Source organism: Pseudomonas sp. DVZ6, assembly GCF_024259445.1.
GTDB lineage: Bacteria > Pseudomonadota > Gammaproteobacteria > Pseudomonadales > Pseudomonadaceae > Aquipseudomonas > Aquipseudomonas peradeniyensis.
Genome location: NZ_JANCLM010000082.1, coordinates 1 through 3,666 on the forward strand (window position 1 = coordinate 1; position 3,666 = coordinate 3,666).

A 3,666-nucleotide genomic window follows, 5' to 3' on the forward strand; every position below is an offset into this window, starting at 1 on the left:
CCGGGGGGGGGGGGGGGGGCCCCCCGCCCCCCCCCCCCCCGCTCCCACGAACTTCAATGACCTTTGCCGGCCGCCGCTGGCGCCTTGCCGGCGCGCATCTGCTGCAATAACGGCGTGCATTGGTTCGGCTCATCCCCGCTGCTCGGCGCGATCAGCGCCAGCAGCCCCGCCGCCGGCCCGGCCACCACGCCAAGCGCCACCATCCCCGCGCCACGCAGCGCCAGCGGCACAGCCTGCACGCCGGCACTCGGCTTGGCGAACGGCCCACGCACATACAACGGCGAACGCAACGAGAACAGACGCAGGCCCTTGGACTCGGGGGTGATCTTCAGGTCCAGTTGCTCACTGGCGAAGTTGGCCGTGCCGTTGATGTAGATGATCGCGTTCTCGGTGTCGAAGACGAACAAGCGGGTGGTGGCCAGGCCATCCTTGATCCCGACGTCCGCCGCGGCGCAGTTGATCTTCACATCTTCATCGCCGAACAGCTTGCCGACCACGTAGTTGCCGACGTTGAGCCCGGCGATCTCCATCAGGCTGCGGCTGATCGCGCCATCATTGATCAGCAGGCGCAGATCCCCGCTGGAAGTGCCCAGCAGTGCCGCCACCGAGTTGCCCCGGCCACTGATGTCGGCATCGCCGTTGAGTTCACCGAAGCTGGTCTGCATCGGCGCGAAGCTGGGGAACAGCTGCTTGAGCTTGAAGCCACGCGCGGTCAGCCGGGCGCGGCCCTGCAACGGCGCGCTGCGTCCGTCCAGGCGGATGTTGGAATCGAGGTTGCCGCCGGCTACGCCAAAGCGCAGCGGCTCCAGGCGCAGCAGGCCGTCCTCGAGGATCACATGGGCGGACAGGTCGTTGAACGGCAGCTTCTCGCTGTGCACGATGCGCTTGCCGGCGAAGGTCACATCGGCATCCATGGCCCGCCAGCGCTCGGTGCGGAACTCTTCGACCGGCAGCACCTTGCCGGCCGGCTGCTTGCTGGCGCCGCCGCGGGCCTTCTGCTCGCTGTTGGAATCGGCGCCGATCAGCGGCGCCAGGTCCTTGAACAGCAGCTGGTTGGACACCAGGTTGCCGGAGAGCTTCGGCCGGGGCTGGCTGGCGACGAAGGCCAGGTCGCCGTGGATGTCGCTGTCGCCGATCTTGCCGTTGAAGCCTTCGTAGCGGAACTGCGCACCCTCGGCGGCATGCAGGTTGGCGGTCAGATGACCATCGGTGGCGTACGGCGGCGTATCGGGCAAGGTCACGCCGGTCAGCGGGTAGAGGTTGCCCAGGCTGCTGCCGGAAAGCTTCAGGCGCAGGTCGAGGGCGCCGAGGTTGCGTGGATCGGTCAGGGTCCCGGCCAGCGCGACCCGGGTGTCGCCGATACGCACGTCGGCCTGCAGCGGAAACGGCTGGCTGGTGTCCTGCAGCGCCAACAGGCCGCCGATCTTGCCGGTGCCGGCCACCGCCAGGCCCTTGTAGCGGCCCTGGGCCTTGAAACCGAAGGCGTAGTCCTGGGCATTGCCGGCCTTCTCGGCGCGGGCCTTGCCAACGATGTCGCTGAACGGGATCGGCTTGCCCAGCGGATCGACCTGCACCTTCATGCTGGTCTTCAGCGTCTGGTCGTCGAAGCTGACGTTGCCTTGGTCGAAACCAATGGCGCCGATGTCCAACACCCACTTCGACGGCTCTTCGTTCTCGTCCTTGGGCCCGAAATCGAACACCCAGTTGGCCCGGCCATCGGCCTGCCGGGCAAGGCTGGCGCTGGGCTTGACCAGGTCGATGCGCGGAATGCTGATGCGTTGGACGATCAGCGGCAACGGCGCCAGGCGAAAGTCCACGCGCTCCAGGGCGACCATATGCGGCGCCTTGAGCCAATCGGGGTTGCCCAGGGTGAGGTCTTCGGCGGTGAAGTGCGGCCACGGCACGAAGGCGCGCCAGCCGCCTTCCTCGGGCTCGGTGCGCCAGTGCACGGCGAGGTTGCCGTTGATCGCGAAGGGCCGGTGCAGGGCTTCGGAGACTTTCTCGTTAAGCAGCGGCTTGACGCGGTTCCAGTCGAAAGTGGCGATCACCACCACCAGGATCGCCAGCAGGGTGGCGAGGGTGGCGAAGGTCCAGATGAGGATTCTGGCAGGGCGCGTCATTGCATGGTTCTCCTGACTGCATGGCACTCATTATGTCGGACTGATGAAAAACCGCCGGGTTTAATCCGTGCGCCATGATAACCAGGATTTTCCTGACGCCTTTCTCAGCTTTTCGTCCATGGACAGCGGCAGTGTTACCGGGGATCAAGCGTGCCTCAGCGCTTGCAAAACACCTGAAAACATTGATTCAGAGCCTTCCGCGCACAGTATCAATCCCGTCGATTGTTACCATTATCCTGATGAACTTTTCTCTGGAGTTACCAGGCGTAGCATTGGCTTCGTACCCACTTTCCAGCCCCCCCGAGGAGCACCGAATCATGAAACGCCATCTGCTGCTGAGCCTGACCCTGTCCGTACTTGCCGCCAACGCCTTCGCCCTGCCAGCCGAAGACCAGCACCTGAGCGCTGAATCGCGCTCCAGCGCCGCCGCCGTCAGCCAACCGCTGAACACTCTGGCAGAAGGTGGCGCCGAGCGCCTGCAGGAACGCGCAGGCCGCCTGGCCGAAGGCGGTTCCGAGCGCCTGCTCGAACGTAACAACCGTGTCGCCGAAGGTGGCTCGGATCGCCTGATCGAACGCAACGACCGCGTTGCCGAGGGCGGCTCCGATCGCCTGATCCAACGCAATGACCGCGTCGCCGAAGGGGGCTCCGATCGCCTGATCCAACGCAATGACCGTGTCGCAGAAGGTGGCGCCGATCGCCTCAACGAACGCAACAACCGTGTAGCCGAAGGTGGCTCGGATCGTCTGGTCGAACTCAGCCGTGTGAGCTGATCGCCATGGCCGAAAACAACAACCCGCCCCACTGCGCCTGCTCCCCTCCAAGCCCGGTCCATTGACCGGGCTTTGTTTTTTTATCCAGAATGCCCAGTCGTACAGTCATAGAATCCTGTCCCATGCTGCCGCGCGCCGAACAGAAGTTACAAACCCGCCAGGCCCTGCTGGATGCCGCCTGCCTGCTCATGGAGAGCGGCCGTGGCTTCGGCAGCATCAGCCTGCGCGAGGTGGCCAAGGCCGCGGGCATCGTGCCCACCGGCTTCTACCGCCACTTCCCCGACATGGATGCCCTGGGCCTGGCCCTGGTCGCCGAGGTGGACACCACCTTCCGCCAGACCATTCGCCTGGTGCGCCAGAATGAATTCGAACTGGGCGGCATCACCGACGCCTCGGTGCGCATCTTCCTCGACGTGGTCATCGCCCACCGGGCGCAGTTCCTGTTCCTTGCCCGCGAGCAATATGGCGGCTCGCAACCGGTACGCCAGGCCATTGCCCGCCTGCGCCAGGACATCAGCAGCGACCTGGCCACGGACCTGGCGCGCATGCCGCGCTGGCAGCACCTGGACGGCGCCGCCCTGGCGGTGATGGCCGACCTGGTGGTCAAGACCGTGTTCGCCACCTTGCCCGAACTGATCGACAGTCCCGAGCCGGGTCATCCACAGGCACTGACGCCGCAGGAAAAGATCACCCAGCAGTTGCGCTTCATCTTCGTCGGCGCGCGGCACTGGCAGGGGCTGGGCAATCCCGGCTGACGCTTTCGCCCAGATCGG

At 65.6% G+C, this 3,666-nt stretch carries 3 protein-coding genes; 2 read left to right on the forward strand and 1 reads right to left on the reverse strand.

From position 1 onward, the window contains the following. Positions 1–53 precede the first annotated feature (53 nt). Positions 54–2,120, reverse strand: a complete 2,067-nt coding sequence (locus NMG10_RS25675; protein ID WP_232857678.1) for an AsmA family protein — start codon at positions 2,118–2,120, stop codon at positions 54–56. Positions 2,121–2,437: 317 nt separating this feature from the next. On the opposite strand from NMG10_RS25675, the gene NMG10_RS25680 reads away from it, so the two are divergent. After that, positions 2,438–2,893 carry a phage infection protein gene (locus NMG10_RS25680; RefSeq protein ID WP_203648138.1) on the forward strand — a complete coding sequence of 152 codons (456 nt, stop codon included), beginning with the start codon at positions 2,438–2,440 and terminating at the stop codon, positions 2,891–2,893. A 122-nt stretch (positions 2,894–3,015) separates the two neighbouring features. Continuing rightward, the gene (locus NMG10_RS25685; protein ID WP_110734940.1) at positions 3,016–3,648 is read left to right on the forward strand and encodes a TetR family transcriptional regulator; all 633 of its coding nucleotides are present in this window, start codon (positions 3,016–3,018) and stop codon (positions 3,646–3,648) included. The last annotated feature ends 18 nt before the right edge of the window (positions 3,649–3,666 follow it).